Raw genomic sequence first — 24,793 nt, 5'->3', positions numbered from 1 at the left:
AATAGGTGGAGTTAGTATATAAAATTACTTATCATCGAATGCAAGATCATTATTTACCTAAGTTAATACAGGCAATTAGCTTCGTTAGTGAAGAAGATTTATGGAAACAAGGGGATTCTGTGAATTCAATTGGTGGAATCGTACTACATATTTGTGAACATATACAGAGAAATACTAGTCGTTATAAAAATCCAAATATAGTCTTTGAAAAGGGAATTGAGGAGTATTTTCCAGTAAAGCGACAACGTACTGAAATTTTGCTACAGTACGTTGAAGACGTATTTGATGAATGGGGAACAGAATATATACAAGCATGTGGAGAAAAAAGACATATTGACCTTCATAGTTTATTACATTTAGTGGAGCACACAAGTTATCATTTAGGGCAAGTTGTAGATCGTACAAAGTCTATAAAGGGACAACAATTTAATTTTTGTCAAAATGGTATAAATGAAAAGAATTTAAAAATTAGAGTTGAAACTTCAAAATTTTAGAAAGAGAGTCATTCTTAAACGAATGACTCTCTTTTTTTATAAAAGAAATTTATGGAAATATACATTTTTATGTGATATGGTTAATTACATAAGTAATGAACCTATGAACCTAAGGTGGTGAAATTATGAAACCTACTCTGGAGCAAAATAAATTAATATACTTGCAAATTGCAGAAACGATTGAATCTGATATTTTAAAAGACATATTACTTGAAGAAGAACAAGTTCCATCAACAAATCAATTTGCGAAGATGTTACAAATAAATCCAGCTACTGCAGCTAAAGGGGTAAACGTATTAGTGGATGAAGGGATTTTATATAAAAAGAGAGGGATCGGGATGTTTGTTGCAAAGGGAGCGAAAGAAGTTGTACTTAAAAAAAGACAAAATACTTTTATGACCGAATATTTACCTAAAGTGTGGGAAGAAGCGAAAGTATTAGAAATATCCAAAGATGAATTGATGGATATGATTCAAAAAATTACGAAGGGGGGGAACGAGGGATGATTGCACTTGAAACGAAAGATATAACGAAAAAATACAAAAAGAAAGTAGCAGTAAATGAAGTAACGATTTCATTGGAAGAGCATAAAATATATGGTTTGCTCGGTAGAAACGGAGCAGGAAAAACGACACTATTAAATTTACTTGCAGGTCAAATTACTTCAAGTAGTGGAAGCGTATCAATATTTGGCGAACATGTTTTTGAGAATAGTAAAGCGATGCAAAATATTTGTTTTGTTAGAGTAAAAGAAGAAGCTCAGTTAAGTTTTAAAGTAAAAGAAATTTTTAAGATGTGCAGCATGTTTTATAAAAACTGGGATGGAAAGTATGCTGAAGAACTCGCTAATAAATTTCAGCTTAATATGACAGTGAAATATCATAAATTATCACACGGCATGCAAACAGTCGTCGGCATTATTCAAGGGTTAGCAAGTAGAGCACCAATTACTATTTTTGATGAACCAACTACAGGTTTAGACGCAGCACACCGTGAATTATTTTATAGTCTACTACTAGAAGATTACGGTGAGTATCCACGAACAATTATATTATCAACACATTTAGTAGAAGAAGTAACCCATGTGATTGAAGATGTGATAATCATAAAAGAAGGAAGATTAGTTGTTCAATCATTGGTAGAAGATTTATTACAACAAGTTCAGATTATTTCAGGGCAAAAGGATAAAGTGGACGAGTTCTTGATCAATAAAAAAGTATTAAATCGAGAAGTTTATGGAAATAAGGGTATTGCTGTTATATGGGAAGAACTTTCTAATGAAGATTATTACTCTCTTGAAAAAGAAGGTTTAGCAATTGATAGAATTACATTGCAAAAATTATTTATTCATATAACTGGTGGTGAAGTGAAATGACGATGTTAATGAAGCAGTTAAAGTTACATATTAATTTTCATTATAAAGCAATTTTAATATTTTGGATTGTAGCCTTATTAATAAAAGGAGCTTTAAATGCTGCGCATTTAAATGGAGTGAACATTGGTTATTTACCCGAAATTATAAATAACCCGTCAATAGCAATTATGTTGTTTATAGTAGGGAGTGTTTTCATCATTCAAGATGAGCTATTTCGTTTAGCTGTTTCATTTGGTGTAACGAGAATTCAATATTTCATCGGAGCAATTTGTTATATCATCTTGCAATCCGCAATGTTTTCGTTTCTTCAAATAATGCTTTTACAAGATATAAAATATAATTTAGTAAATGTTAGTTTTGGGGAGCAATCGGTGCAACAATTTATTTTGCAATTTTTATTTTATGTTACAACAGCATGTTTCTTTCAAGTGGTAGTAGTTTTTAAACAACGATTTCAGTGGATCGGTCTTATGATTGGTGGGACCCTTTTCTTATCAACAAATAGTGTACTTTATGGAGAAGCAGGGGTAACCAGTTTATTATTTACGAGTGATGGATCTTTAGTAAATATACCGTATTTTACTGTTATTTCAATTGGATTAACTGTCCTTTATATCATAACTAGTAGTATATTTATTCGTAAAGTATCATTCGAAAAAACGATTTGAAATATTATTAGATTACTATAGAGAGAAGGATAGCAAATGGGAGACACATCTTCACTCATTACAGTCTTTTTAGGCATTGCACTATTAATATTCTGGCGTCGTTATCGCTCCATGCATAAGCCAATAAAGGGATCAGGAAAACGTATTTTATGGCCGTTATTATTTTTAACACCAGGTGTTGTATGGTTTTTTGGTCCAGTACATCCAGCTATATTACAAGTAGTTATAGCGGTATTCATTGGGGTACTTTTCTCTGTGCCGCTTATAGTATTAACAAATTATGAACGAAGAGATGATGGGAATATTTATACGAAAAAAAGTGCTGTCTTTTTAATTACTTTTATTGCACTTGTCGTTTTAAGATATGGTTCAAGACAATTTATTGTAGATTTAGATCAACAAACGGTTGGTTTATTATTTTACGTAGTTGCAGTATCGTATATCATTCCGTGGAGAATTGCTTGTTATATAAAGTTTAGGAAAGTTTTGCGGGGGAATAGTAATCATACAGTGTAAAAACAAAGACTTCTCAATAGAGAAGTCTTTGTTTTTATGAAATCATTATATGCTATGTAACTAATTTTCCCTCTCAAAATCATCACTATATGGTAAAATTTTATAATGAATGAAAGAAATGTATGGTAATGGGGGTAAATCAAATACATGAAATGAAATAGTTCTTTTTGAGAGGAGGTAATGAGTCGATATGAGCTACTTTATTGCGTTAGTATTTGCTGTTTTATTAGCTTTTTCATATAAAATTGTTGATATTACAGTTGGCATTATTATTGGAAAAACGTTGTACCGCAAGATAGAAAATGAGATTATTTATATATGGGGGACAATACTGACGATAATTAGTTATTTTTATGTAGATAATTATGTATTCCGTTTACCAATTCACTATGAATCAATTGTTGTATTAATCTTGATTGCTTTGATAACGAATATTGTCATTTCACGATACTCAGGATATAATCCAATTGGGAAAAAGAATATCTTAAACTTTGTAATTATGTATCCTATTTTTGAAGAAGTAATTTTTAGAGGGATGATTATACCAATACTTAACAACGCATTCCCAATCCTCTCTAATTTTGAAATAGCTTACATACCAGTTACGCTACCAATTCTAATATCTTCCTTTCTATTTGCTGTATCTCACTTACAATATTACAAATTTAATCAGACTAGTATAAAATTTATGCTGTTCGCATTTTTAGGTGGAATAATACATGGTATGATTACGGATTCCACACTATCAATTGTTTTCCCAATATTATTACATATAGAATTTAACTTCCTTTCTGTATATTACGCAAAAAAGCTGTAGTAAATTGATAATTGAGTTAGTGTATTTATAAATGAATTATTGAAATCTTATTAAAAAAGGTAAGAAAATAGTTTTTTTACTACAGCTAACGAATTTTACGTCAACAATCACCTCTAGCTGGGGAACTAGTTGATTTTTACAGTAACAAAGATAAAATCTCACATGTAGAGACTGTTTTAGCGTATAAAATCCGCATTTCAAAAAGCTGACAAAAGTCAGCTTTTTTTATTCGTAACATAAAGTAAAGCACCAATCGCACCGCTATTACCACCATCTCGTAAAAAGATGGGTGTTTTATTTTGATATTTTGTGTAGCTACTAATAATATTTTGAAGGTGTATGTTATTACATAGAGTTGAACCAATATAAATAATATGGTCAATGTTTTTTGTTTCGGCGAATTGAAGGCTTAATGCAGTAACGACTTCACCGACAAGTCCTTGTACAGTAGCAAGTATATCTGAGCTATTATAATTTGATTCTGTCATAGCGGCTTTACCAAAATTGCTTGCAGTTAAACTATTATCAATAGGGGAGAGAATACCACCATAAATATCTCCAACCGTAATATCTAGTTTTTTTCTAGTTCCTACTTTTGTTAAAGGGATCACATCTTCAAAATGATCTAGATTTGTTAATAATTTTGAAAGTCCCATGATAGTACCACCGCCAACACCAGTTCCGCCAGCTCGAATATATTGGTCATTATAAACGTAATGAATAGAAGTACCTGTACCGATATTTGTTAAAATAAAGTTGTTTATATCATACTTCTCTTCTTTTAAAATGTATCGGACGCCTATAAGAGTAGCTTCAAATTCATTTAGTTCTACTATTTTATATGAGTTTGAAAGTAGTTGCTGTAATTCTTTCGCTTTACCACCTGTAATACATATTTGCTTTTTACCAGTGTTTTTCTTAAGCCAATCTATTATTTTATCTTGTTCATTTGAATAAAATTTTTCAAAAGCTAATTGCCTTTGTTCATCCAAATAAGCAATTTTCGTTAATGTGCCTCCAGCATCGATACCAATAGTACTTTCCATTTGTCTGCTCCTAACCAAGTGATTTATTTACTCTGTTCATGTTGATGAAACGAATTTTTAGGAGATAGACACCCCCGTTGAATTACATGATTTTTATTCTGCTTGATATATTAATAGCTTTTCTATCGTTACAATCGGTTGATTATTAACAGTGGCGGTACTTTTACCTAGTAGAAAACCTCGGCGATTGCGAGTTAACTCATAATGCAAATTAAGTTTATCACCGGGATATGCTTTTTCATGGAATGTAACCCCATCTAACGAGGAAAGGAAGCCTAGTCCGTTAGAATCACTTGTATGTACAAATGCACTAAGCTGAGCAAGTGCTTCTACAATTAACATATGAGGCATATGTTTTTGACTATCATTTATAAACCATTCGTTATTTGTAATGAGTTTATATCCTGTAACGGATTCACCTTGTTTTACATTTGTTACTTTATCAATCATTAAAAATGGATAACGATGAGGAAGAGTGTCTTTAATATGCATTTAAGTACCTCCAATGAATAATACCCCTGCTTATAGTTAAGCAGGGGAGTTATCATTAATTTTTAACTAATTCTTCTGCTTTTTCAAGAGAAAAAATGCCACTATTTCTAATGTTTTCAACAACTTGTTGTAACACTGCTTTATTTTGAACGAGTGCAATGCGTACAAAGCCTTCTCCGTGAGGTCCAAATGCATGACCTGGCGTAACAACGACATTCGCACGATCCATTAATGCATAAGCGAAGTCTATAGAAGTCCAGCCTTTTGGAATTTCGGCCCAGACGAACATACTGCCAGCTGGTTTATCAACATTCCAGCCAAATGTTCGGAATCCATCAACTAAAGTATCTCTACGTTCTTGATAAATACCGCGGTTTTTCTCACAAAAAGCAGCGCCATTTCTTAGTGCAACACATGCCGCTTTTTGGATTGGTAAAAACACTCCGTAATCTGTATTAGATTTAAATTGTGTAAGTGCCCCGACAATTTCTTCATTTCCAATCATATATCCAATACGACTACCTGCTAAACTATAACTTTTTGACAAAGAGTTGATTTCTACGCCAACTTCTTTAGCGCCAGGTACAGAGAGGAAGCTAATTGGTTTATTACCATCAAAATAAAATTCAGCATAAGCAAAATCATGGACAACAATAATGTTATGCTTTTTCGCAAATGCGATTACTTCTTTAAAGAAATCTTCATGAGCCATTGCTGGAACCGGATTCCCTGGGAAGTTTAAAATCATCATCTTCGCTTTATCTGCAATTTCTTCAGGAATTAGCTCTAAGTTAGGTAAGAAATCATTTTCTTTTTTTAAAGGCATGTAGTAAGATGTTGCTCCAGCCATTTGAATTCCTGTTTCATAAGCTGTATATCCTGGGTCAGGAACTAATATAATATCTCCTGGATTCGCATAAACCATAGGTAAATGAACGAGTCCGTCCTGTGACCCCATTAATAATAAAACTTCTTTATCGGCATTTAATATAACATTATGAGTGTTGTTGTAATATTCAGTTACAGCTTCGTGAAATTCTTGAATACCACTTAATGTGTATCCATAGCTTTCTTTTTGATTTGCTGTATGTACCATTTCTTCTCTTACGAAATCAGCAGGTGGCATATCAGGATTCCCGATACTTAAATCGATCATTTTGTGACCTGCTGCAATTTTTTCTTTTTTATAGGCCCCTAATTCACTAAATATAGAAGATTGGAATGCTTTCATTCTAGTTGCTAACGTGTAAGTCATCAAAACCCCTCCTAAAAAACAGTGTTTTCTTTCTGCGTTTTTAATTATTCTGAAAACACATGGTTACATTTTATCACTTTTTTGTGAAAATTAAAATGATTGACAAATTTAGAGGGAGGATAAAGAGATGGAATACAAAATAACGCAGAAAACATTTTCTGCGTTTGATATGAAGTGTAATTATTTCTTTTTATATGTACATAATTTTTCCACTGCATAAAAGTATACGTTTAATTTGCCATCGACAACTTTTAAAGTTTGATCTGATGTAAATGAGTTACCATAATCAATGTGATATACATTAGAATCCTTAACAAATGAGCCTTTGTATAAATCTTCTTTTTTCTTCGTTGTTTGCATCTCTACTAAATATTGAATGATTTTTTCTTTCTTTTCTTCTTTTACAACTGTTTCAAATTTATACGATATAGGACAAAGACCGTTTTTATTGTCAACGACTTCCCAAGAACCGTAAATATCATTATTGCTACATCCGCTAAGTAAAACGATGAATATTGGAATAATTAATAGAATCTTTTTCATTTTGTACTCCTTTCTTTGCATTTTCAATAAACGTGCGAATACGATACGAACATTGTAATAAATAAAGTTTAAATTTTTATAAAGAATTATTTAATTTCATATAAAAATTTAGGGGGGGATTGAAAAAGCATGAATCTAGTGTAAAGTCAGATTCATGCCGAGTACAATAGTTTATGTGATGTTTCTTTTGAGGAAGAATAAAGAGGAAAGTAGGATCACAATTCCATTTAAAATATATACAATTGCAACAATAAAGGCTAATGTACCTGCGACAAATCCAGCTTTATCAAATATAGAAGCGAATGCTGTGGTAGTCAAAAAGACAAGGGGAGTCAGTAGTGAAAATATAAAACCTGCGACAATTCTTCTTTTAAAGTTATGCTGAGAAAGGAAAATGGCTAAAAAGTTTAGGATGCTAAACATAACTATTACAAAAATAAAGATAATAAATAATTGCATACCATCAGACATTCCTACACCGCCTTGTTGTAGATAATAGTTTATATAATGTATTCGAAGGTAAGAGTGTTTACTCCTTTTAATAATTTCAATAAACGTAATAAATAAGATTATATAAAACAAAGAAGCATGGATTAGTTTAATACTACTAAATCCATGCTTCTTTAATTATGTTATAAATTCGCAGATTGCGAAGGTTGTTTTTCATACTGTTTCTGTTTAGATAGCGATATGAAGATAATGAATAATGAAATAACACCGAAAATAAGAACCATATATTGCAATCCAATCGTATCTAAGAAGAAGCCTGTGCCAAGTAAGACAATTTGGAACATCACTCTCTCAAACATATTACGGAATGAGAAGAGTCGGCCGTGATAGTTCTTTTCCACTTTCGTTTGGAAAATTGTTGACATAATAGGGAAGAAACAACCAACACTAAAACCAAACAACCCAAATGATGTAAGAGACATCCATTTTATATCGCTAAAGAACAATGATAGATGTGCAAAAGCGGTACAAACAGCGAAGAAATATAGTAACTTTTCAGGTTTGAAATGATCAGATAAACGTTTAATAACGAAGGCACCTAACATAAATGCGATACCTTCAATCGTATATATAAAGCCTTTAATCGTTGGATCATGTTGCATTTCGCTAATATTAATTACCATTAAATTAAATCCAGCTATAAATAATAGAGGGATAATACTTAATATAAGTGCTGTGAAAGCAATCGGAATTCCTCTTAAAATACGAAATACTTCCATAAAGCTATTATCTTTTGCCGCTTGCTTACTAGGTGTTGTTGATTTCTTATCTTCGAATTGTAGGAAGAAAGTTGAGAGGAATAATAAAGCATATGCTGCCATTGAGAAGGCGTACATATATTGTAAACTCATTACAACTAAAAGAATTCCACCTAGTGAAGTACCTGCAATACGAGCGATTGTACCTACATTCATATGTACACCGTTCATTTGTAATAACTCATGCTCACGTACGATGAGTGGAATTACAGATTGTAATGCAGGGAAATAAAATGCTGCTGAAATTTGAAGCGCAACCATAAATGCAATCATAAAGGCGATACTTTCAAATTGGATAGCGAAAAACATAAAAATAACACTAATAACACGACCAAAACCAGCATAAAGAAGGACTTTTTTCTTTTCATATTGATCGATGATACGACCAGCCATAGGTCCCACTAGAACACCTGCTAATAGCCCGATAAACAATATAACTGATTTCATGAAATCAGAAGGGACATATTTTTGCATAAATTCCAGGTTGCCAAGAATTCCAAGCCATAACCCTAAACCAGCAATAAACTCCCCAATTAAAACAATCCAAACATTTTTATTACGCCACATAATATAAAACCTCGCCGTCTTTTAAAATGAAAAACTCGTATATAAAACCTCCTTATTTTATGTATTATTTTTAACGAACTTTTTTAGAGTCAGAGTCTATATTACGTGTTTCATGAATGGAATTCAATCTTTTTGATTTGTCAAAAATTTGATGTGTTAATAGATGAAACAAGTAAGTCCAAATGTACAAAACTTATGATTAAAAATTCATTGAAGGTATGGAGAAATAAAATAAAAGCATCAAGAAATTATCACAAGTAAATGATATTTTTCTTGATACTTTTTATACATTAGGCCGAAAATTCTTCTTTGCGTACTTCGAAAAATTCATTACGACGTAAGTAATTATAAACTTTCTCGGAAACCTCTTCTTCTTCAGACATTAAGAAACGATGATTAAAAGCATAGAAGGATTGACCTTTAATTAATTTTACGTAGTAAATTTTACACGCCTCCTCTAGCAAAATTAGTATTCACTTAATATTATGATGACCTATATGCTTGTGAATCATACTTGAAGTTTCAAAGTATAGAAGCGAAACAAATTAAAAAGCTTACAAAACTGTAATGTTGTTGTCACGTTTTCCGATAGTTAAAAATAACCAATCTCTTCTATACTACAAATAAGTTACATAAAATAAGGGGGTAAACATGATGGATGAAGTGATTGGAGAAGTTGTAGCAGGAATTTGTGAATTTGTGGTGGAAGTAACAGCAGATGCTATTGGGAATTTAGTTTCTGGAAAGGATGAGGAAAAAGAAACATTATAATAGTTTGTAAAAGTATACAGATGATTAAACTATAAAGGCTGATTTCTAAAGGGAAGTCAGCTTTTTTATTTTTTACATTATATTAATATTATTTGAATATTCATTTGTTATTATGTTTATGAAACTCATAAAGGAGGTGAATAAATAAAGATGTCGAATTTAGAGGCTGATTTATCTGATTTTCGTTTAATTGTGGCGAATGTGGAGGAAAAGGAATATCACTTTATTGTTCGTGAACACCCGATTGTAGGAAAAATTATATCGCTATTGGAAAATGGAAAAGAATATGGTTTAATAGATAAACAAATTGCTAATAAAGATAAATTTATTAAATCGGAGCTTACTAAATTAGAGTATTTTAACATAGATGTTCTCTATCATACACCTGGATGGATATGGATTGGTATGGATCAATTTGGTTTACATGCTCGTGAGGCTACTTATAACGAAGTAGACGTTATTATGAAGTTGAAAGAGGATTTATATTATATAGATGTATATGAAAAAGTAAAAATGTAATTGATATTTGGTCAGGTTAGGGGACAAGTTCCCGTAGCCTTTTTTGTTTTATATGTAAACGGAAAATCGATTTTATGTTGATGATAGGACAGCATGATAAGAAGTGAGCTGAAAAGAGGATTTGAAAATACATAAAGAGAACTTTAATTATTATATGAATTCTATATGTAAATAACAATAGAAAGAAGATGATAAAATGAGTAAAGAAGAGCTTGTGAAACAACAGTTTGGTAATAATGCGGAGAAGTATGTAAAAAGTAAAATTCATGCTAAAGGACCGGATTTACAATATGTAGTTCAACAAGTTGAGTCTCGTCATAATAATCGTCTTCTTGATATTGCTACTGGCGGAGGACATGTTGCAAATGTATTAGCGCCATTGTTTAACGAAGTAGTTGCTTTAGACTTAACAGAAAAAATGTTAGAGAATGCAAAAAAATTTATTATAAGTAACGGCCATGAAAATGTGTCTTTTGTTGCTGGAAACGCTGAGAGTTTACCGTTTTCTGATAGTTCTTTTGATACAATTACGTGCCGAATTGCAGCACATCACTTTACGAATCCAGCTCAGTTTATTTATGAAGTAAATCGTACGTTAGAAGATAATGGATTGTTTATTTTAATAGATAATGTTTCACCGGAAAATAATGAATACGATACATTTTATAATTTTATAGAAAAAAAGCGGGATCCGAGTCATGAACGGGCTTTGAAAAAAACAGAATGGATTACCTTATTAGAGAAAAATGGTTTGCAAATGCAGTCATGTCTTACTTTTGACAAGAAATTTGATTTTGACTGGTGGTGCGATATGATGAATGTACCTTTGCAGAAGCGGGTGAAGTTAACAGAATGTATGATGAAAACATCAGTTGAAATGCAAGAATTCTTTAACATTCAATATGAAAATAATAAAATTATATCGTTTTATACTGAAATGGCATTGTTTGTATGTAGAAAAAGTTTAACATTAAAAAGATAAATTTCTTGCAGTCTTTCCAAAGTACGTTATACTTAGTAACAGAGAAAATGAGAATTGAGGAAATGTAATAATGATTCGCGTACGTATTGAAGGAACTGAAGAAGAAATGCTTGAATTTATGGAGAAAATGCCGGATATTCCTGGATTTGAAAAAACACATACGAGAGAACCAAGAAAAGGAAATAATCCAAAGTATGATTCAAGTAAAAATGTGCTAGCATATTTATCTTATAAAAAGATTGAAGTCGCCAATAAATAGGCGGCTTTTTTAGTTTGCACCGTTTCACAGCCTTGTCTTTTTTACATACTAATAATAGTAGATAATGCTGAAGAGGGGTGAGTATAGTTAATAAGAAAATCATCTTTTTTGGAGACTTTGGTATTGATGATGCTGTGGCGTTAATTTATGCAAATAAAACATGTAAATTAGATATTTTAGGTATTGTTGCTGAATATGGGAATGTATCGCGAGAAATCGTAACAGAAAATGTGTATTTTTTAGAAAGATACTATGCTACAGAAGTAAAAATCATTGAGGGTGCAGCAAGACCGATGACAGCTGAAGAACCTTTGTTTTTTCCTGAAATTCATGGAGAGCACGGCCTAGGTCCCATTATTCCACCTGAAATGAGGATTTGTAAACGAGAAAATTTTTGTGAATTAATTAAATTAATTGAGCCTTGTCCAGAAGATATTATTATCGTAGCGACAGGACGATTAACAACGTTGGCAACATTATTTTTATTATATCCAAATGTAATGGATAAAATATGTTCGTATTATATTATGGGCGGTGCGTTTTTATTTCCTGGTAACGTTACTCCTGTATCGGAGGCAAATTTTTATGGAGATCCAATTGCTGCAAATATTGTAATGAAGTACGCAAAGAATGCGACTATTTATCCATTAAATGTAACGCAACAGGCCCTAATTACGCCTGAAATGGTGGATATTATTAATAAAGAAGGAACAGGGCAGGCAAAGCTTATTAAACCAATGATTGATTTTTATTATGAGAACTTTTATAAAAAAGAATACCCGGGTATTGCTGGAAGTCCGATTCACGATTTGCTTCCGTTCATTTCATTTATAAATGATGATATTTTTGAATATAAAAAATCTGCAGTTTGGATTAGTACGACAAATGACGTAACAAGAGGACAAAGTGTGGCTGACTTTAGAAAAATAGCTGAGCCGACGAGGTTTGATGATCGGCCGATACAAAGAATTGCGGTTGGTTTTAATTATCCTGCATTTAAAGAAGAGTTTATGCGGACAATATTGAAGCCCGATTGTCCATAATAAGTGTAATATCTCAAGCTGCATAAATCGTTAGTCTAAAAAGTTAATTAACATGTATTATTTTTACAAAAAAATACAGTTATGCTCCATGAATAACTTATGAAAAATGTAACATAACTAATGGTAAGCAATTGTTTCTAATTATATTTTGATTGGTGAAATATAAAGGAGGTTATCATATGATTTGGTCTTTAATCGTTGGTGGTATATTAGGGTGGCTTGCTAGCTTAATTACTGGTAGGGATGTACCAGGCGGTGTAATTGGTAATATTATTGCTGGTATTATTGGTTCTTGGATTGGTGGGAAATTACTTGGTAGTTTCGGCCCAGTAATCGGCGGATATGCAATTATTCCAGCTTTAATTGGTGCGATTATTTTAATCTTCATCGTAAGTTTCTTATTGCGAGCAATGCGAAAATGAATGTAAGGACTGTTTACATTTGTAAGCAGTCCTTTTTATATGTTATGCTAGTATTATACAATCAGGAGGTGTCAGCATTGAAAACATTTACAGTCAATTTTCATCAAGAAGATAATGCTAAAGCGACAACAGTACATAAATTAAGTGAAGAGGACTTCAATAAAGCGACAGAAAAAGGTACTCGTCATCTATTTGATTTAGATACAAACGTTGGATTCTTCGTATTCTTTGACGCAGAAGATGCAGAAGGAAATGATCAATACTTAATGCTACAATATGAAGGAGATCATGAAGAGCCAACTGCGTGTTACGGATTTGACTTAAAATTATACTATCAATTTTTAGCACTATACTTAAATGATCTTGAATTCCAAGGCGAAACGGATGAGGAAGAGGAAGAATATGGTCCAATTCATCATTTAGCTCACTTACTTTACCATATTGTTGAAGATGGTAAGTCAATCGAAGTGTAAAAATACATATGTAAAGCTGTCCTTTTTGGGCAGCTTTTTTCTATTTAAGGAAGGAGTGCAGTGTAAATGGCGAGAAGGGATATATAAGGAGATGGAAAAATGATAAACAATACAATTCCAAGTTTTTTAAAATTATGGGAAAGCACCGACGTAGAATTAGCAGCCCTCAATCAATACTTCACTTCGCATCCAGAGATATTTGAAGAATACTTTAAGTATCATTGTCCTAATACGAATGAACGTCTTTCTAATGCCATAAAACAATATCCCGCAAAAATAGAAGACATTCGTATCATTACTAAAACATTACCAATCATTATCCAAGAGGTAACAAATGCATATCATAATAAATTTAACTTTGATGTAAAAATGAAATTTCATTTATTTGTTGGAGGATTTGGATCAAATGCATTTGTAGAAAGAGAGATTATTGGAGATATGTTTTTTGCCGCAGAAAAATTATCTCCAAATTTAAATCACCTTCGTGTTATTGTCGCTCACGAAATAGGGCATATATATCATAATGTTATGTTACAAAATAATGGAATGGATTGGGAGAAAGCTGAGTGGACCGATGCGGCAGTTAATTTGTATCGTGAAGGTGTTGCAACATACGTATCAAAGCAAATTGTGAAAGGTTTAAATGAATCCGTGTATTACTCATATGACGATGATGGTGAACGTTGGTTACAATATTATATAGAAAATGAAGAACAAATAAAGAAACGTTTTTTGAAAGATTATATAGAAGGATGGACGTTTGAAAAAGAGAAAGAGTGGTTTCGGTTATCTGGCGGACAATATTTTGGATACAACCGACTCGGTTATTTTTTAGGAACAGCTTTTGTAGAATATGTTGCACAAGCATTGGGCGAGAGTGAAGTATTTACTTTTTGGAACAAACACAATTTGAAAAGAGGTGTAATGGATTGGTTATCGAAATGAATCAGATTATGATAGGGGGCTGAAATGTATGAGAGTGTATGTAAAGATAGGTATGTTATTTCTCGCTTTTACATGTATTTTTGCATTAGTAGCATGTAAAGGAACGGACGAAAAAAAGGAAACAGATCCAACAACGGAAAATAGTAAAAATGAACAGAATAATACTTCTGAAGAAAAGAAAGAGCCTGAGGTTAAATCAAATACCGATTCAAATTCGAAGGATACAGTTATAAACCAAAAATCAATTAACCACGTTAAAAACTTGTTTGAACTAGCGAAAGAAGGAAAAGTACCTAATGTTCCGTTCGCAGCTCATACAGGAGATATTGAAGAAATAGAAAAAGCGTGGGGGAAAGCAGATAAAACAGAACAAGCAGGAAACGGAATGTACGCTACCTTTACAAATAAAAATGTTTCCTTCGGTTTTAATAAAGGATCACAAGTTTTTGATGTACGCTCCTATCATGCAGAACTAAAATCAATTACATTTCAAGAAATAGAGAAAGCTTTAGGAAAACCAGCTGCAGTTAAAGTAAATGGGGAAGATAAAATATATGTATATAAAGTAAACAATCAGTTTGAGTTAAAATTCATTATTCCAAAATCGACTGGTAAGGTAAATCATATTTCGGTATTTTCGCCTGAGGATAGTATTAATAAAATGGCAGGGTAATAAAGAAAGGATGTCACAAAGGTCATCGAGACTTTTGTGACATCCTTCTTTTTACTGTTAAAAGGGTGGGGAATGCAGCCTATAAAACATGGGGAGTATGCTCCGAAATGTCTTTTTTTATTTTATTACGCTCTAAATTTTGAACAAAAAGAGCTTGAATAATGCCCCCAATTATTAAGAAACAAGCACAAATATAAAATAGCATGCTACCGTTTAGTTTACTTAATAAAACGGCACCAAGTACAGGACCGCACGTTCGGGATATATCCCAATGTAACCCGTAAATTGAAAAATACAATCCACGTTTATCTGTAGGGGCGATTTGTGAAACGAATCGAAGCAAGTGGTTGAAAGCAACACTTTCTCCAATGACTAAAAAGAGTAATGTGAAAAATAGTGACAAGATTGTTGCTGAAAATCCATAGCCAATTGCAGCTATCGTAAAGCAGGTGTAAGCAATAAGTATGATTTTCGCCATAGAAAATTGTTCAGACCATTTCACAAGGAAAACTTGTAGAGTGATTTCCATAAGAGCTTTGCATGTTGTAATAAAAACGAGTATGCGATCGAAATCCGGAATTGTATGTTTCACGAAAATAAGATAATTTGTTTCAGTTTGTGCATAAAAAAAGCTAATAGGAATTGTAGTAATCATTAGTCCAAATACGGCGTAATGTTTGTGTACAAATTGCTTTGGAGATGTTACTTCAAATTTTTGCGTTGGTGTTGTCATTGCCGGAGCGGTTTCTGGAAGCTGCGTCCAAACAACGACTGCATATACTATAAGTGCAATGCTTTGTACTGTAAATACATATTCAGGGTGAGTCTTATAAAAAATAGTACCAATTAAAGGGCCGATTAGGGTACCTATTGCTCCCATCGTTTGCAGAAGAGAGAAGATTTCTGCTTGCTGATTTTGTTTTGTTAAATCAGCTATTTGTGCACGTTGAGCAGGAATATATAAGGAACGGCCAACCCCATTTATGACATATAACAAAGCAAATATAAAAACGGATTGAGCAAAGATGAAGCTGCCGATTGCAACGCCTTGCAGCAGTAAGCCGAGTAACATAATTTTCTTTCGCCCATATTTATCAGTCACTCTTCCAGCAATAAGTGTAAATATAATGTCCGAAAGCGGTTGTAACCCGAAAATAAGCATAGTCATCATAATATTGCCGTTTAGCATCTTATTAACGTAAATAATCATAATGATAGCTAACATGGATTCTGTTGTTCGAGTTAATAATTCACCGCACAGTCTAATGATGATTGGTTTATTGTAACGTAATAAGAGATGATTCAATATTATTTCCTCCTTTCTATATTGAAATGATAAGATGAAAGGAGAAATGGAAAAAGGGTAAAAAGAATAGGGAGTATTTTTCACCTTTTAGGGGGAATATGATGTTTATTTTAGATCAATACATTGAACTATGGGTTGCCTATGGGAAAGGGAAAAAAGAAGGAGAACAATTAGAAATAACAGTCCAAAATATATCCGAAACATTATTTTGTACAGAACGTAATAGTAAATTGATTATAAAAAAATTAGATGAGTTAAATTGGATTGCTTGGTTTCCAGGACGAGGGAGAGGGAGGCGTTCTAAAGTAATATTTCGAAAGCATCCGAAGTCATTAATTTTAGATAAGGGAAAAGAAATAACGAAAAAAGGGGATGTGAGGAGCGGAATCGAATTTGTGGAACGCTATAGCTCGCTATTTTCATCCGTACAGAGTGAATATCAGTCATGGATTGATTCAATATTTGGTCATAAAATAGAAATGACATCTGAAGGGAGAAGAGATGTCCTTCGTTTGCAAGTACAAATGAATCTAGATATCGCTTTAGATCCGGTTTACGCTACGATGCGATCGGAATGTCATATGGTTAAACATATTTTTGATACACTTGTATATGTAAATGAGGAAACAAACTCTATAGAACCAAGGCTTGCTTTTCAATGGGAATATGATGATGCTGAAAAGGTATGGACTTTTTATTTACGAAAAGGCGTTCGTCTTCATAATGGGAAACGACTTACTGCACATCATGTCATACATTCATTAAAACGATTTATGAAAGCTGAAAACAACCCACATGCATGGATGTTACAACATGTTGAAAGTTTCCGTGCAGTGGATGAATTTGTTGTTGAAATTCAATTACATACGGAAAATAGGATGTTTTTACATATGCTAAGTGCAGAACAATGTTCTATCGTAAAGGAAGATGAAGCGGGAAACTTCATAGGTACAGGACCTTTTATATTACAAGAGAAGAATACACATTTATTTGCATTAGAAGTACATGATTTATATTATCGTGAAAGACCTTTTCTTGACCGAATTGAACTATTGAATGTAGAGCAAAATGTAAATACATATGACGTATTAGTAAAGGCACAGTATAAAGATAAAGAAAATCTTAATAAAGAACTTTCACGGCTTGAATCGAATGTGACATATGTAACGTGTAATCTTGTAAAAAAAGGGCCAATGCAAGATGAGCTGTTTCGAAAAGCGCTATACAAAATTATTCATGGTGATAAAATCGTTCAAGAACTCGGCGGAGAACGTGGAGAAGTGGCAAAGAAACTAATATTAGCAAATGAAAGTATAGTAGATATTGACGAAGATATCCAAAGTTTAATTAAAAGGAGTACGTATCATAGTGAAGTGCTACAACTATACACATTTACAGGACGAGATCACGTTGAAGATGCACAATGGATACAAAAAGAGTGTGCGAAGTACGGGATTCGTGTAGAAACCAATTTTCTTGAAATAGAAGATCTTTTAGAAATTAGTACGATACAAAAGGCTGATATGATGCATGATAGCGCAACAATTAGCGAACGAATAGAAGATAGTTTGTTATATATGTTTCTTACAAAAAACAGTTTTATTCATGGGCAAAGCAGCGTGGATTTTCATAAATTATTGTCCCCTTATTTTAAACAAGAACAAGTAGAGGAAAGAGTTACACTGTTACGCGATATTGAGGAGACATTGTTACGTCAAGTTCAAGTTATTCCTTTATACCGTAACAAACAACAAGTAACTTCTCATGAAAAAGTACAAAATATAATGATTAATTCACAAGGGTGGATTGATTTTTATGAAATATGGTTTACATGTTGATATATAAGGGTTTTTACGCATTTTATAAGATGCGTGAGAACCCTATTTTTTTTGTGTGAAACAGGATTGTTTTACACATTGTTACGCTACTTGTGATAAAAGTCTATTTACAGCGTAACAGTGTTATGTTACATTGTTATCAGGAAGGAGTGTTATACAGTTGAGTACAGATTTAATTTCAAAAAAAGATTTATTAGAACTTACTGGTATTTCATATGGACAGTTATATAGGTGGAAAAGAAAAAATTTAATACCGGAAGATTGGTTTGTACGAAAGTCTACATTCACGGGTCAGGAGACATTTTTTCCGAAAGAAAAGATTTTAGAGCGAATTGATAAAATCCAAACGATGAAAGAGGATCTATCACTTGATGAACTAGCGAATATGTTTTCACCGAGTGTGAGGGAAATTCTTTTAACGAAGGAAGACATTTTACGTAAAGGGATTGCATCAGAACCAGTTTTACAATTTTTCATAGAACAAACGAATAAAACAGCGGAGTTTCAATTTGTAGATATTCTTTATGTGTACATGTTAGAAGAATTACTACAATCGGGAGAGATTAGTTTAGAAGAAGGAAAAATGGTCTTGCAAGTTTTATGTGAAAATTATGAAGCAATGAAACATAAAACGTGTGACTTAATCATTATCCGAAAGTTAGGGATTTCTACATGTTTCTTAGTTTCAAACGTGGACGACTTAATTTTTGAAAAAGGCACCAAAATCGTTTTACGCGAAGCGATTATGAAATATACCGAAGCATTAAAAACTAAATTGTTGTAGTGGAGGAGAAAGTATGCGTACAGATAATTTGATTATAAATGGTTACGGTTCATCGAATGGCGGCGAGTTTCATAAAGTGCAATTAAACGGAAAAGGAACTGTGAATGGAAATGTTGAATGTGAGCAATTTGAATGTAACGGTTACGGAGCAGTTACTGGCGATTTGAAAAGTAACAGTGCACGAATTAGCGGATCTGGTAAAGTCGATGGCACAGTTCATGCTGAAACGATGCGAATTGATGGGAAAGCTACAATTACGCAAAATGTAAAGGCAAACAGTTTGAAAATTGCAGGAAAAGGTACGATAGGCGGAAATGTCACAGGTGAAGAATTTAAAGTCAATGGTCAAGCAACAATTGACGGTAATTGTGAAGTGGATACTTTTTCTTCAGAAGGACAATTTACAATTGGCGGATTATTAAGCGCTGATGAAATAAATATTAATATTCACGGTACATGTCGCGCGAAAGAAATTGGTGGTCAAACGATTAAAGTAAGACATAGATCAGGTACATTAAGTAGGCTATTTAAAACAGTATTTGGCTTGCAATTAGAAGCTGAACTATTAGAAGGTGACAATATTGATATTGATTATGCTCACATAAGAACGGTAAGAGGAAACAATATTACAGTAGGACCGAACTGTGAGATTGAACTCATTGAATATACAGGTGTTCTTACTGTTGATAAAAGCGCAAATGTAAAAGAAATTAAGCAGGTTTAATGGGAAGGAGAAAGTAATATGGAACATCCACATAGTCTCACAGTAAATGGTTCCGGTAATTCAGCGGGCGGAGATTATAATAAAGTGAAGATTCGCGGTGAAGGAACGATTTCTAATGATATGAGCTGTAATGAATTTAAAACGTACGGCACGAGTGATGTACGGGGGAATATGAAAGTAAAAAATTATGTTGTGTATGGAGATAGTGAAGTACAAGGAACTGTAGATGCAGAATATGTAAAAGTATATGGTAATACAAAAATGCATGGTGATGCACATATTGAAAAAACAAAAGTTAGAGGTATGATAGATATTGCTGGGAAGTTTTCAGGTGATTTTGTCGATGTAAAAGGTGCTTTAAATGTGAGGGGAAATATTGAAGTAGAAGATTTATCATTAACTGGTGGTCTTGAAAGTGATGGATTACTTAATGGTGAAAATATTCAAATCTCACTTCGTTATGAAGGAAGTAAGGTAAGAGAAATTGGTGGTAAAAAAATTACGATTCGTAAAAAAGCGAGATTTCTTCCTTTTATTAGTCATGTTGGAAACCTTCAAACTTCAATTGTTGAAGGAGATGATATTTATTTAGAACATACGATTGCTGACATAGTGAGAGGAAACAACGTTACAATTGGCCCTGGGTGTGAAATTAGTGTTGTAGAATATCATACTAGTTTTAATCAAAAGGGTAATACAGTCGTAAAAGAACATAAACAAATATAAGTAGTATGAGGGAGAGCAAGGTTATGGTTGAGAAGAATAATAAGCTCGGCTTTATTGTGGCGGGCTTATTGCTAGGTATTTTAATGGCATCAATGGATAATACCATTGTCGTAACAGCGATGGGAACGATTGTTGGTGACTTAGGAGGTCTTGAAAACTTTGTATGGGTCGTTTCTGCCTATATGGTCGCAGAAATGGCAGGTATGCCGATTTTCGGTAAACTATCAGATATGTATGGAAGAAAGAGATTCTTTATTTTTGGTTTAATCGTCTTTATGATTGGTTCGGCACTTTGTGGTACTGCTGAAAACATTACACAGTTAGGCATTTATCGTGCCATTCAAGGTATTGGCGGCGGGGCATTAGTACCGATTGCATTTACTATTGTTTTTGATATTTTCCCTCCTGAAAAGCGCGGGAAAATGGGTGGTTTATTCGGAGCGGTATTTGGATTGTCAAGTATTTTCGGGCCGTTACTTGGCGCATATATTACAGATTATATTAGCTGGCACTGGGTATTTTACATTAACTTACCGCTTGGCATTTTAGCACTTATTTTTATTACATTCTTTTATAAAGAATCACGAGTTCATAGAAAACAAAAAATTGATTGGTTTGGCGCAATTACTTTAGTTGGTGCAGTAGTTTCTTTAATGTTTGCACTTGAACTTGGCGGACAAAAGTATGACTGGGATTCTAGCTTTATTTTAAGTTTATTTGGTGGATTCGCTATTTTAATTATTGCATTTATTTTTATTGAACGAAAAGTAGAAGAGCCAATCATATCATTTGAGATGTTTAAGCAGCGCTTATTCGGAATGAGTACCATTATTGCTTTATGTTATGGTGCTGCGTTTATGTCAGCAACTGTATACATTCCGTTATTCATTCAAGGTGTATACGGAGGTACCGCAACAAACTCAGGGTTATTACTATTACCGATGATGTTAGGATCAGTTGTAACAGCGCAATTAGGTGGGTTTTTAACGACGAAGCTTAGCTATCGAAACATTATGATTATTTCTGCTGTTATTATGCTAATTGGACTATTTTTATTAAGCACATTAACGCCAGAAACAAGTCGTGTATTATTAACAGTGTATATGATTATTATTGGATTTGGAGTTGGTTTCTCATTCTCTGTACTAAGTATGGCGGCTATCCACAACTTTGGTATGGAACAGCGAGGGTCTGCGACTTCAACGAGTAACTTCATTCGTTCATTAGGCATGACGCTTGGTATTACAATCTTCGGAATGATCCAAAGAACAGGTTTTCAAGATCAATTAGAAGAAGCATTTAAAGGTATGAACGGGGGAATGAATACAAACGCTTTAGGAGATTCAAGAGCTATTTTATCAGAATCGGCAAGATCTCAAATTTCACCGCAAATATTAGATAAAATTATTGATGCTCTTTCTAGCTCAATTGTCCAAACATTTATGTGGGCATTGGTACCAGCTGGTTTAGCATTCATATTTATTTTCTTTATGGGAAATGAGCGCATGGTAATTAAAAAACAACAAAAGAATAAAAAGAGCGAAACATCAAAAGCGTAATGAAAAAGCTCCCTTCCAATTGGAAAGGAGCTTTTTCGTATGTACGGATTTAGATTAGCCTTCGATGATTTCGTATTCTTCGTCTGCTAATAATAAAATTTGTGTTTTCTTACCTTTGTTTTGAACTTCGATTACATCGTAAGCACCTAAGTCTCTTATTTTGCTTTGAGAAGCGTTAACCATAACTTCAATAGAATCAATTAAGATATCTTCTTCAATGTATGATTCAGGCAATGCCATATCTTCAGTATCTAATACACATGCGTATAGATTTTGTAAGTTTTCAGCAGTTGGATTTTGTTCTTCAACATCAATGATGTTTTTTACTGCTTCCATATTTTCTTCTTTTGCTTGGTATACTTTAATTTTAGCCATTGTTTTAATCTCCTTTATAACGTAATCGTAGAGGCTACACTTCATTATAACGTTTTTTTCATGAAAGATGAAATTGTTATATGTATTTATAGGGAAATTTAAGTGTTTTTACCCATTATAGACGTAATTTCATGATTTGTGTAATGAATAAGTAACTATATGCCTAGGTTAAAAGTATACTGTCTAAGCTCTTCTCATATTTCATCCCTATACTATATGTATTAGATAAAAACATATAGTATAGGGATGGAGTGTAATGGATTGTGAGTCAGCATGAAATTGTAATATCTTATTGCATTTAATGAGATGAAAGGTATCGTATCATATCATTCGTGCAAGAGGACAATGGGGTTATCTTTGTAGATTGCAAATCATTCATGAGTCTAATAACTGTTATCGTATAGTATTTATGATAAAGGGGTTAAAATTGAAGTTGCGACTGATCACAATTATAGAAGAAAAGGATTGGCGACTATAGTTAGTGCAGCACTAATCTTGGACTGTTTAGAAAAAGGGATATATCCAAACTGGGATGCAGCGAATACTACATCTGCAAAACTAGCTGAAAAACTAGGATATGTTTTTGATAAGGCGTATGATACTTATTTTGTGGATAATAGTTCAAATAAAAGAGCAGTTAGCCAAAGCTAACTGCTCCTCTCCAAAGGGGGAATGGAGAGATACAATCATGTTATTTACATTATTGACGGGAGGTTGATTTTTAATCAATCTTCTATAAAAGTTGAGATAAAATATTTTTAATTAACCCTGAGGATCCAATTAAGAGTACTGATAAAAAAACGATTGAGAATATACTTTTTTTAGGTTTTTTAAATTCTATGTATATGTTAATAATGGCACCAATTGCAACTACAGTAAAGATAACGAGTCTTATTACATCTATCATAAATAACGCTCCTTTTAATTACTTAATTGTATTATATAGGAATTGTCCTTTCGATTAGTTTATTTGAATACGATTTAAGGTAATTTTAAACAAACTAATCATTTATACAAAAGTAAGGTTAAGAAAAAAGACAGCGTAAGAAGTAATAGTATATCTTGTAGAAGCTGATGTTGACCAAATAAATTAGGGTTATTATCTATGCGGAAAAGTATAATTAATATTTATATATACTCACTTTAGGTACTTTTACAACTTAAATAATAAAACATGCTTTTCATAATGATCCAAACACCAATTATATTTTTCTAGAATAATTGGATGAACAACTTCTTTCGGAGTATCGACCTCAGTATAGCCATATTTCTTATAAAAGTTTTTTAATTCCTCAAAAGGAAGACAATATACATTTGGAACTTGTAATTTCTTCGCAGTTTCTACTAAAAATGAAACAAGATCCCCAGCTAATTGTAGCCCTCTAAATTGAGGAAGAATATAAATTCCACCCATTTCTAAAGTATCTTCATCTATTTGGACTAATCGTCCAACACCTGCATACTCATTGTTGTATGTAATAATTGCAACTTTGTCTCTTTTTAAATCACTTCGTACAAATCCTATTGAGTCATATTGATTATTAATCCATTCTAAATCATTAGATGTAGCCATTTGGATACTCATAGACATCCTCCTTCGGAATACTAGCACTATCTTTATTATATAAAACATAAGATGCTATATCAAAAGAACCTTGATATAGCACATTTGCAAAATTTATTAGTTGAAGTTGTAGATTTGCTGGTATTGAAATGATAATTTCAACTAAAAGAGGATAAGAACCTTGTGAATTTAGTGTAAAACTAGTTCTTGTGTTTGGTAACGCATTATTATTTAAGCGTATAGAGTTTATAGGCTTATTTTAATTGGTGTAGCTACTATATTATTGGAACTAGTAAGGAAATATAATAATCCCCAGCCTGAGTGATAAAAATCGTATTAGGATTTAGCAAAAAAAACCTCCTGAAAAAGAAAAGGGATTTAAAAATAAGAGCACTTCGAAAAGTGCCCTTCAGTAACGACTACTCATTCTAAAAAGAAAGGATGCAATATATCATATGAAGTTAAGTGTATTTAATTATGGGCCTTTTATATAAAAGTTTTATTTTGTATTTTGTTCCGAATAAAAAGGCGGTTGTTTCCGCAACCACCTTTCAGTAAAATAAAGCACTTTTTATGAAATAAATTATGGATGATCCCTAAAAAAGGTTATAGGATATACTCACATTTTTATAACTAAAGTGACGAGTTCAGGTTATAAGAAAGGAACAATTATATTGTATGAAATCTATTCCAGAGTAGTCGCAAAGAAAGCTGTCTTCTTATTTGAAGGCAGCTTTCTTTTATTAGAAAAAGAAGTAGAAGTAAAATAAAAGATTAAGTTACTTGTCC

General features: G+C 32.6%; 30 protein-coding genes and 1 pseudogene. 21 read left to right on the top strand and 10 right to left on the bottom strand.

Annotation, left to right across the window (positions count from 1 at the left end; all coding sequences use genetic code 11):
* The first annotated feature begins 5 nt into the window (after positions 1 to 5).
* The 6 genes from PDQ40_RS06985 to PDQ40_RS06960 all read left to right on the top strand — a co-directional run bounded on the left by PDQ40_RS06985 (position 6) and on the right by PDQ40_RS06960 (position 3,870).
* A complete protein-coding gene (locus PDQ40_RS06985; RefSeq protein ID WP_270691297.1) occupies positions 6 to 494 on the top strand; it encodes a DinB family protein in 489 nt (162 codons plus the stop codon).
* Between the two features lie 125 nt (positions 495 to 619).
* Positions 620 to 1,000, top strand: coding sequence for a GntR family transcriptional regulator (locus PDQ40_RS06980; protein WP_000805196.1), 381 nt, complete (start codon positions 620 to 622; stop codon positions 998 to 1,000).
* The gene (locus PDQ40_RS06975) at positions 997 to 1,869 is read left to right on the top strand and encodes an ABC transporter ATP-binding protein (protein WP_000560908.1); all 873 of its coding nucleotides are present in this window, start codon (positions 997 to 999) and stop codon (positions 1,867 to 1,869) included. The genes PDQ40_RS06980 and PDQ40_RS06975 overlap by 4 nt, the downstream gene beginning before the upstream one ends.
* Positions 1,866 to 2,537 carry a DUF4052 family protein gene (locus PDQ40_RS06970; protein WP_000178194.1) on the top strand — a complete coding sequence of 224 codons (672 nt, stop codon included), beginning with the start codon at positions 1,866 to 1,868 and terminating at the stop codon, positions 2,535 to 2,537. The genes PDQ40_RS06975 and PDQ40_RS06970 overlap by 4 nt, the downstream gene beginning before the upstream one ends.
* Before the next feature lie 36 nt (positions 2,538 to 2,573).
* Positions 2,574 to 3,053 carry a CcdC family protein gene (locus PDQ40_RS06965; protein WP_048557960.1) on the top strand — a complete coding sequence of 160 codons (480 nt, stop codon included), beginning with the start codon at positions 2,574 to 2,576 and terminating at the stop codon, positions 3,051 to 3,053.
* 190 nt (positions 3,054 to 3,243) lie between these two features.
* On the top strand, positions 3,244 to 3,870 hold the full coding sequence (locus PDQ40_RS06960; RefSeq protein WP_048557959.1) for a CPBP family intramembrane glutamic endopeptidase: 627 nt from the start codon (positions 3,244 to 3,246) through the stop codon (positions 3,868 to 3,870).
* Positions 3,871 to 4,085: 215 nt separating this feature from the next.
* Here the strand turns inward: PDQ40_RS06960 and coaW are convergent, their stop codons facing one another.
* From coaW to PDQ40_RS06925, 7 genes are all read right to left on the bottom strand, one after another.
* Positions 4,086 to 4,916 carry a type II pantothenate kinase gene (coaW, locus tag PDQ40_RS06955; protein WP_048557958.1) on the bottom strand — a complete coding sequence of 277 codons (831 nt, stop codon included), beginning with the start codon at positions 4,914 to 4,916 and terminating at the stop codon, positions 4,086 to 4,088.
* Positions 4,917 to 5,009: 93 nt separating this feature from the next.
* Positions 5,010 to 5,408, bottom strand: coding sequence for a 3-hydroxyacyl-ACP dehydratase FabZ family protein (locus tag PDQ40_RS06950; protein ID WP_048557957.1), 399 nt, complete (start codon positions 5,406 to 5,408; stop codon positions 5,010 to 5,012).
* 55 nt (positions 5,409 to 5,463) lie between these two features.
* Entirely contained in the window at positions 5,464 to 6,663 is a 1,200-nt protein-coding gene (locus PDQ40_RS06945) for an LL-diaminopimelate aminotransferase (protein ID WP_270691296.1), read from the bottom strand.
* A gap of 180 nt (positions 6,664 to 6,843) precedes the next feature.
* Positions 6,844 to 7,206 (bottom strand): hypothetical protein, encoded by a 363-nt coding sequence (locus PDQ40_RS06940; protein WP_000722267.1) that lies wholly within the window; start codon positions 7,204 to 7,206, stop codon positions 6,844 to 6,846.
* 171 nt (positions 7,207 to 7,377) lie between these two features.
* Positions 7,378 to 7,677, bottom strand: a complete 300-nt coding sequence (locus PDQ40_RS06935) for a hypothetical protein (RefSeq protein WP_001279503.1) — start codon at positions 7,675 to 7,677, stop codon at positions 7,378 to 7,380.
* 161 nt (positions 7,678 to 7,838) lie between these two features.
* Positions 7,839 to 9,041: an MFS transporter gene (locus tag PDQ40_RS06930; RefSeq protein WP_000269249.1), complete on the bottom strand. Its 1,203-nt coding sequence runs from the start codon at positions 9,039 to 9,041 to the stop codon at positions 7,839 to 7,841.
* 290 nt (positions 9,042 to 9,331) lie between these two features.
* Positions 9,332 to 9,484, bottom strand: coding sequence for a YqbF domain-containing protein (locus PDQ40_RS06925; protein WP_071729165.1), 153 nt, complete (start codon positions 9,482 to 9,484; stop codon positions 9,332 to 9,334).
* Between the two features lie 478 nt (positions 9,485 to 9,962).
* Between PDQ40_RS06925 and PDQ40_RS06920 the strand changes: the two genes are divergently transcribed.
* The 8 genes from PDQ40_RS06920 (at position 9,963) to PDQ40_RS06885 (ending at position 15,128) form a co-directional block, all read left to right on the top strand.
* Positions 9,963 to 10,331: a hypothetical protein gene (locus tag PDQ40_RS06920; protein WP_000067092.1), complete on the top strand. Its 369-nt coding sequence runs from the start codon at positions 9,963 to 9,965 to the stop codon at positions 10,329 to 10,331.
* Positions 10,332 to 10,527: 196 nt separating this feature from the next.
* Positions 10,528 to 11,313, top strand: coding sequence for a class I SAM-dependent methyltransferase (locus PDQ40_RS06915; RefSeq protein WP_000031333.1), 786 nt, complete (start codon positions 10,528 to 10,530; stop codon positions 11,311 to 11,313).
* A gap of 70 nt (positions 11,314 to 11,383) precedes the next feature.
* On the top strand, positions 11,384 to 11,572 hold the full coding sequence (locus PDQ40_RS06910) for a YvzF family protein (RefSeq protein ID WP_000621882.1): 189 nt from the start codon (positions 11,384 to 11,386) through the stop codon (positions 11,570 to 11,572).
* A 77-nt stretch (positions 11,573 to 11,649) separates the two neighbouring features.
* On the top strand, positions 11,650 to 12,615 hold the full coding sequence (locus PDQ40_RS06905; RefSeq protein ID WP_000029504.1) for a nucleoside hydrolase: 966 nt from the start codon (positions 11,650 to 11,652) through the stop codon (positions 12,613 to 12,615).
* Positions 12,616 to 12,794: 179 nt separating this feature from the next.
* Positions 12,795 to 13,037 (top strand): GlsB/YeaQ/YmgE family stress response membrane protein, encoded by a 243-nt coding sequence (locus tag PDQ40_RS06900; protein WP_000638307.1) that lies wholly within the window; start codon positions 12,795 to 12,797, stop codon positions 13,035 to 13,037.
* 77 nt (positions 13,038 to 13,114) lie between these two features.
* Positions 13,115 to 13,510 carry a hypothetical protein gene (locus PDQ40_RS06895; RefSeq protein ID WP_000847587.1) on the top strand — a complete coding sequence of 132 codons (396 nt, stop codon included), beginning with the start codon at positions 13,115 to 13,117 and terminating at the stop codon, positions 13,508 to 13,510.
* A gap of 99 nt (positions 13,511 to 13,609) precedes the next feature.
* Positions 13,610 to 14,455, top strand: coding sequence for an aminopeptidase (locus PDQ40_RS06890; protein WP_061184503.1), 846 nt, complete (start codon positions 13,610 to 13,612; stop codon positions 14,453 to 14,455).
* Between the two features lie 28 nt (positions 14,456 to 14,483).
* On the top strand, positions 14,484 to 15,128 hold the full coding sequence (locus tag PDQ40_RS06885; protein ID WP_001267135.1) for a YjgB family protein: 645 nt from the start codon (positions 14,484 to 14,486) through the stop codon (positions 15,126 to 15,128).
* 79 nt (positions 15,129 to 15,207) lie between these two features.
* Here the strand turns inward: PDQ40_RS06885 and PDQ40_RS06880 are convergent, their stop codons facing one another.
* Positions 15,208 to 16,434, bottom strand: coding sequence for an MDR family MFS transporter (locus PDQ40_RS06880; RefSeq protein WP_048557951.1), 1,227 nt, complete (start codon positions 16,432 to 16,434; stop codon positions 15,208 to 15,210).
* Between the two features lie 101 nt (positions 16,435 to 16,535).
* Between PDQ40_RS06880 and PDQ40_RS06875 the strand changes: the two genes are divergently transcribed.
* The 5 genes from PDQ40_RS06875 (at position 16,536) to PDQ40_RS06855 (ending at position 22,065) form a co-directional block, all read left to right on the top strand.
* Complete coding sequence (locus PDQ40_RS06875) at positions 16,536 to 18,272, top strand: SgrR family transcriptional regulator (protein ID WP_000470221.1); 1,737 nt, start codon at positions 16,536 to 16,538, stop codon at positions 18,270 to 18,272.
* 160 nt (positions 18,273 to 18,432) lie between these two features.
* Positions 18,433 to 19,056 carry a YhbD family protein gene (locus PDQ40_RS06870; RefSeq protein ID WP_000102247.1) on the top strand — a complete coding sequence of 208 codons (624 nt, stop codon included), beginning with the start codon at positions 18,433 to 18,435 and terminating at the stop codon, positions 19,054 to 19,056.
* 13 nt (positions 19,057 to 19,069) lie between these two features.
* Entirely contained in the window at positions 19,070 to 19,780 is a 711-nt protein-coding gene (locus PDQ40_RS06865) for a bactofilin family protein (RefSeq protein WP_001258377.1), read from the top strand.
* 18 nt (positions 19,781 to 19,798) lie between these two features.
* The gene (locus PDQ40_RS06860) at positions 19,799 to 20,506 is read left to right on the top strand and encodes a hypothetical protein (protein WP_000400898.1); all 708 of its coding nucleotides are present in this window, start codon (positions 19,799 to 19,801) and stop codon (positions 20,504 to 20,506) included.
* Between the two features lie 23 nt (positions 20,507 to 20,529).
* Positions 20,530 to 22,065 carry an MDR family MFS transporter gene (locus PDQ40_RS06855; RefSeq protein ID WP_000229603.1) on the top strand — a complete coding sequence of 512 codons (1,536 nt, stop codon included), beginning with the start codon at positions 20,530 to 20,532 and terminating at the stop codon, positions 22,063 to 22,065.
* 54 nt (positions 22,066 to 22,119) lie between these two features.
* Here PDQ40_RS06855 and PDQ40_RS06850 read toward each other — a convergent pair whose 3' ends face one another.
* The gene (locus PDQ40_RS06850) at positions 22,120 to 22,440 is read right to left on the bottom strand and encodes a hypothetical protein (RefSeq protein ID WP_001062732.1); all 321 of its coding nucleotides are present in this window, start codon (positions 22,438 to 22,440) and stop codon (positions 22,120 to 22,122) included.
* A 396-nt stretch (positions 22,441 to 22,836) separates the two neighbouring features.
* Here PDQ40_RS06850 and PDQ40_RS06845 point away from each other — a divergent pair.
* Positions 22,837 to 23,091, top strand: a pseudogene (locus PDQ40_RS06845) (GNAT family N-acetyltransferase); the annotation flags it as partial.
* Positions 23,092 to 23,593: 502 nt separating this feature from the next.
* Here the strand turns inward: PDQ40_RS06845 and PDQ40_RS06840 are convergent.
* Positions 23,594 to 24,025 (bottom strand): GNAT family N-acetyltransferase, encoded by a 432-nt coding sequence (locus PDQ40_RS06840; RefSeq protein ID WP_000027225.1) that lies wholly within the window; start codon positions 24,023 to 24,025, stop codon positions 23,594 to 23,596.
* A gap of 617 nt (positions 24,026 to 24,642) precedes the next feature.
* Between PDQ40_RS06840 and PDQ40_RS06835 the strand changes: the two genes are divergently transcribed.
* Entirely contained in the window at positions 24,643 to 24,774 is a 132-nt protein-coding gene (locus PDQ40_RS06835; protein ID WP_000204198.1) for a hypothetical protein, read from the top strand.
* Positions 24,775 to 24,793: the final 19 nt, after the last annotated feature.

It is taken from the genome of Bacillus cereus group sp. Bc061 (genome assembly GCF_027715825.1).
GTDB classification, from domain to species: Bacteria; Bacillota; Bacilli; order Bacillales; family Bacillaceae_G; genus Bacillus_A; species Bacillus_A paranthracis.
The sequence above is the reverse complement of the archived record's forward strand: the minus strand, read 5'-3'. Positions and strand labels throughout refer to the sequence as shown.